Annotated in this window: 3 protein-coding genes; 1 reads left to right on the top strand and 2 read right to left on the bottom strand. The window is 62.8% G+C overall.

The window, feature by feature from the left end; genetic code table 11:
* Positions 1 to 106: 106 nt before the first annotated feature.
* Together ACYP33_RS31945 and ACYP33_RS31940 are read right to left on the bottom strand one after the other, a co-directional pair.
* Complete coding sequence (locus tag ACYP33_RS31945) at positions 107 to 829, bottom strand: fumarylacetoacetate hydrolase family protein (protein ID WP_414447501.1); 723 nt, start codon at positions 827 to 829, stop codon at positions 107 to 109.
* A 165-nt stretch (positions 830 to 994) separates the two neighbouring features.
* Positions 995 to 1,963, bottom strand: a complete 969-nt coding sequence (locus ACYP33_RS31940; protein WP_459625190.1) for a helix-turn-helix transcriptional regulator — start codon at positions 1,961 to 1,963, stop codon at positions 995 to 997.
* A gap of 855 nt (positions 1,964 to 2,818) precedes the next feature.
* Here ACYP33_RS31940 and ACYP33_RS31935 point away from each other — a divergent pair.
* Positions 2,819 to 5,443 (top strand): ESPR-type extended signal peptide-containing protein (locus tag ACYP33_RS31935; protein WP_459625189.1); only part of this gene is annotated, 2,625 nt, incomplete at its 3' end.

Below are 5,443 nucleotides of genomic sequence, written 5' to 3'. Positions count from 1 at the left end.
CCGCGCGGCGAGCGGGCTGGTGGCGAGTGCTTCGAGGCATCGCGGCCGCGCGCAGAGCGATGGACTGCGCGCGGCTGTCCCGGCGGAGAGCCGGGACGAGGGGCGCTCAGGCGGTGGCCTGGGGTTTCGCGCCGATCGTGAATTCGAACGTGGCCACGCCATCCACGCCGCCCGACACGCGGTCGCCCGGCTGAAGCGCGCCCACGCCGGCCGGCGTGCCGGTGAAGATCAGGTCGCCCGGCTGCAGCTCGATCGCCTGTGACACATAGGCAATGATGTCGGCGATCGGCCAGATCAGGTCGGCGAGATCGCCTTGCTGGCGCGTTTCACCGTTCACGGCCAGCCAGATGCGGCCGGTTTGCGGGTGACCGATGTCGGCGGCGGCGTACAGCGGCGAGACCGGGCCGGACGCATCGAAACCCTTCGCCCAATCCCACGGCCGGCCAAGCTTCTTGGCTTCGGCCTGCAGATCGCGGCGCGTCAGGTCGACGCCCACGCCGTAGCCCCAGATATGGCCGAGCGCCTGCGCCGCGGCGATATGGCTGCCGCCCTTGCCGACCGCGATCACCAGTTCGATTTCATGATGCAGGTCCGAAGTCAGCGTCGGATAGGGCACCGTGCCTTCGGCCGGGATCACGGCGTCGGCGGGCTTGGCGAAGAAGAACGGCGGCTCGCGGGTCGGATCGGCCCCCATTTCGCGGGCGTGCTCGGCATAGTTGCGGCCGACGCAAAACACGCGGCGCAGCGGGAAGCGGGCGGTGGAGCCGGCGACGGCGACGCTGGCGGGCACCGGGAGCGGGACGACGAAATCTGCGGAACGATCGGTCATGGCGGAACTCGTTGGCTTGAAGGGTCGAGGGAAGCCGCGTGAATGCGGCATGGGTCAACGATAACAAGCGCGCCCGTACCGCGATGCGACGCAGTTGTCGACATTCTGGACAAAATTACGCTGCCCGGGTTTCTGTTCGCCAATCGACCGTCCGGCCGATGCCGTTCAGTCCGGCTTCGGCGCCTTGACGGCTTCCGGCAAGGCAGTGGCAGTCTGCAGCGGTTTTCCCTCCTCGCCGTTGGCCTCCCGGTATTCCTTCGGTGACATGCCGACGCAGGCCCGGAACCGCCGCGAAAAGTATCCTTCGTCGCGGAATCCGACATCGTGCGCGATATCGGCGATGCGCCGCGTGGTGTGGGCGAGCAGCGACTGCGCAAGGGCGATCCGGCGTTCCGTCACGAGTTCGGTGAACGTGTTGCCGGTTTCCTTGCGCAGCAGGTGCGCGAGGTAGTTCGGCGACAGGAACGCGGCTTCGGCCGTGTTCGTCAGCGTCAGCTCGCCGCTCGTCAGGTTCGCCCGAATGTGGCGCATGACACGCGCCAGCGCATCGCGGCGGCCGGCCTTTTGTGCGCCGTGGCTGTGCGCGAGCCGATCGAGCGCGCCGGCATATTGGGTGCTGACCAGCCCGATCAACTGGAGCAGATGGCCGCGCAGCAGCGTGACCGAGCCGAACGTGCGCTCGCGGTTGGCGTCGAGCATGCGCTGGGCGATCCGGCGCGCATCGTCGAACGCATCGCCGGTCAGGATGTAATCGAGCCGCTCCTGGAAGCGGAACGGCGCGAGCTCGGGCACGCGCTGCACCGGCACGTCGTCGAGATCGAGCGGATCGACGTCGAGATCGGTGCGCAGGAACGGCTGCGAGAAGTTGATGACGATGAAATGCGCGCCCGGCGGATGGGGAATCAGGTGTTCGCGAAACGGCAGGATGAACGCGAGCGCGCCGCGCGGAAACGGCCGCGTGACGCCGCCGATGCGTTGCTCGGTATCGCCGCCCAGGTTGAACTGGATCTGAAAGTACGCATGCCGGTGCGGCTCGGTGATCGCCTGCCGCGTGGTCTGGTCGCGGATATAGAAATCGAGGCGGTCGCTGCGCTCGGGCATGGCGTAGGTGCGCGGCTGCGGAGTGGCTGGCATGGCGGATAAAGCAGGGTCGTGCGGATCGAGCCCGGATGGTACAGCGGATGCGGCGTTTTGACCGAAATCATCGTGATTCTGCCGCAATGGTGGCATGAAAAGGTGAGGAATCCGTTGTGCCGACGGTCGGCCCGCATCCCGGTGGCCCGGATTTTTGGCTACTCATTATTCCCGACGGTTTTTTGGGGGAGCGCAAGGAAGCTGATTTTTATTGGGTTTGGTGGGCGAGGCTATCCATATTTTTGGCTTTAATCAAATCTATCCCAATAAATTGAGATGAATCTTATAGCCGGTCTGTTTTCACATCCCTATACTCTGACTCCATATGTTTCGGGATATGGGTAGATTCGTCATCTTTCATTGATTTAAGAACAATCTGTTTTCTTTTATTTTTCTTGGGTCGATCGATTTTCGGCATGTCCTAAGTAGATGGCGGTATCTCAGAGCCTGTCTCTCCAGGGGTGTACGGCCACTCTTCGTAACGTTGGTTTTTTCGCTGTATGCTTTTCAGAGCCGTGTGCTCCCGTGTCATTCGCGATTCCATATCGGCGGCCGATGCGCAAAGCCTCAGTCGTTATCATCGTTGAACCGTCGCGACGGTTTCTTGGCCTTCCCGGTTGCGCATGTCATGCATCGCTGCCGTTGCTTCTTCGATTCGCTTGATGTGCCGCAGGTATATCAAAGCTGTTGGGTCAATTATTTGACGATCGGGCTGCTCTCATCCTACAGGCGCATGTGATGCCATTTTGGCATACGTTGTCGCGTCGACAATCCAATCGCATTTCCATTTGCTCGTTGCCGGAGCTGACTTCCGGCGAATTGGCGAAATAGGCTTACTAGAAGGGGAGTTTTCGCATGAACAAGACGTATCGAGTTGTATGGAACGTATCCACCAGTGTTTGGTGCGCGGTACCGGAAACAGCGCGCGGGCGTAGCAAGTCCACCACGTCCGCCAAAAAGCGGGTAGCCGTGGCTGCTGCGCTCGTCGCTGCGTCGATGGGTTCCGCCTTTGCCATGCCGAACGACGCGACCGACGATACGTCACAGGAAACCGAGCGCGCACTCGAGGATGCGAAGGGCGATGCGGTCCCCGATCAGCACGAACTGCCTTCTACGCGCGCGCTGGCGACCGACAACAGCAAGTACGTGAAGATCGATGCGGATCCGAGCGGCAACGATATTGCGTCTGCCACGGGGGCAAAATCCATCGCGGTCGGCAGCAAGGCATTGGCCGAGGGCGAACAGTCGATTGCGATCGGCAGCAACGCGCGCGCGAGCGCCGCGGCGAGCGGGCTGGGCGGCGCAATAGCGATCGGCGGCGGCACGAAGGCGGCAGGCGACGGTGTCGCGCTTGGCGCCGGGGCAAGCGCGATGGGCGACGTCGGCGCGGTTGCCCTCGGTTCGGGTGCGAAGGCGGACGGAAAATCCTCGCTCGCATTGGGCAATGCGGCGAGGGCGAGTGGCATTCGATCCTATGCACTGGGTGGTGCAGCCGTCGCGAGTGCCAGCGGTGCGCTCGCAATCGGCCCCACGGCAAACGCTTCGGGGTCCAATGCCACCGCGATCGGCAGCATGGCCGCCGCCTCGGGAGACGATTCGATGGCGATCGGCTCCGAGGCGTCGGCAACGGCGGACGAGAGCATCGCGATCGGTGCCTATTCCGTCGCAGACCGGGATATGGCGGTATCGATCGGCGCGGAAGGTATGGAGCGCCAGATCATCAACGTCGCACGTGGTTCCGGCGCGACCGACGCGGTGAACGTCGAGCAGTTGCAGGACGTGACGAAGGTCTTCGGCGGCGGCGCGGATATCGATAAGGACGGCAACATCAAGGCGCCGAAGTACACGATCGGCGGCACGGATTATTCGAACGTTGGCGACGCCTTGGTCGCCGCGGCATCGCAGGGCGGCGAAGGAAGTGTCCAGTACGACTCGAAAGCGAAGGATTCGGTCACGCTGGGCGGTGCTGCCGCGCAACAACCGGTCGCGCTGAAGAATGTGAAGGCCGGCGCGCTGACGGAAACGAGCACGGACGCAGTCAACGGTGCTCAATTGTTCGCCACGAACAAGAAATTGACGGATAGCGGCTTGGTCGGCGATGACGGCAAGGTTTCGGTTGCCGTGACGTACGATAGCGACAAAAAAGACAAGGTGACTCTGGGCGGCGGTGCGGCCGGCACGACGCTGTCGAACGTGAAGGCCGGCAAGGCCGACATGGACGCAGTCAACATGGGCCAACTGAAGTCGACCGGCTTGATCGGCGACGATGGCGCTGCCTTGTCGGCGGTGACGTATGACGATAGCAGCAAGGGCAAGGTCACGTTGGGTGGCGGCGCATCGGGCACGACATTGTCGAACGTGAAGGCTGGCGCGCTGACGGAAAAAAGCACGGAAGCCGTCAACGGTGCTCAATTGTTCGCGACGAACAAAAATTTGAAGGACAGCGGCTTGGTCGGCGATGACGGCAAGGTTTCGGTTGCCGTGACGTACGACAGCGACAAAAAGGACAAGGTGACTCTGGGCGGCGGTGCGGCCGGCACGACGCTGTCGAACGTGAAGGCCGGCAAGGCCGACATGGACGCAGTCAACATGGGCCAACTGAAGTCGACCGGCTTGATCGGCGACGATGGCGCTGCTTTGTCGGCGGTGACGTATGACGATAGCAGCAAGGGCAAGGTCACATTTGGCGGCGGTGCATCGGGCACGACGTTGTCGAACGTGAAGGCCGGCGCGCTGACGGAAAAAAGCACGGAAGCCGTGGTGGGTTCGCAGCTGTTCGCGACGAACAAGGACATTGGCGATCTGAAGGATTCCCTGAAGGACGGCGGCGTGATCGATCCGACGACGGGCGAGTCGTTGGCCGTCGTCTATGACGACGCGACCAAGAGCAAGGTTTCGCTGAAGGGTAGTGCGGGCACGACGCTGAAGAACGTGAACGCAGGTGTCGATGACAAGGACGCGGTGAACGTGTCGCAGCTGAAGGGTGCTGGCCTGATCGGCGACGACGGCGCTGCCTTGTCGGCGGTGACGTATGACGATAGCAGCAAGGGCAAGGTCACATTGGGTGGCGGTGCATCGGGCACGACGTTGTCGAACGTGAAGGCCGGCGCGCTGACGGAAAAAAGCACGGAAGCCGTAGTGGGCTCGCAGTTGTTCGCGACGAACAAGGACATTGGCGACCTGAAGGATTCCCTGAAGGACGGCGGCGTGATCGATCCGACGACGGGCGAGTCGTTGGCTGTCGTCTATGACGACGCGACCAAGGGCAAGGCGTCGCTGAAGGGCGGCAAGACCGGCACGACGCTGGGCAACGTGAAAGCCGGCACGGCCGACATGGACGCAGTCAACGTATCCCAACTGAAATCGTCAGGTCTGATCGGCGAAGACGGCGCGGCCTTGTCGGCCGTGACGTACGACGACGAGAGCAAGGGGAAGGTCTCGCTTGGCGGCACCGGGGGTACGACGTTGTCGAACGTGAAG

The organism is Burkholderia sp. 3C (assembly GCF_054589155.1).
Note: the sequence above shows the minus strand (reverse complement) of the source record. Positions and strands in the feature narration are given on the sequence as shown.

Bases quoted from the DNA above. Each gene is read 5' to 3' on its own strand.
- ACYP33_RS31940 (WP_459625190.1), bottom strand. From the start codon at position 1,963: ATGCCAGCCACTCCGCAGCCGCGCACCTACGCCATGCCCGAGCGCAGC.
- ACYP33_RS31945 (WP_414447501.1), bottom strand. From the start codon at position 829: ATGACCGATCGTTCCGCAGATTTCGTCGTCCCGCTCCCGGTGCCCGCC.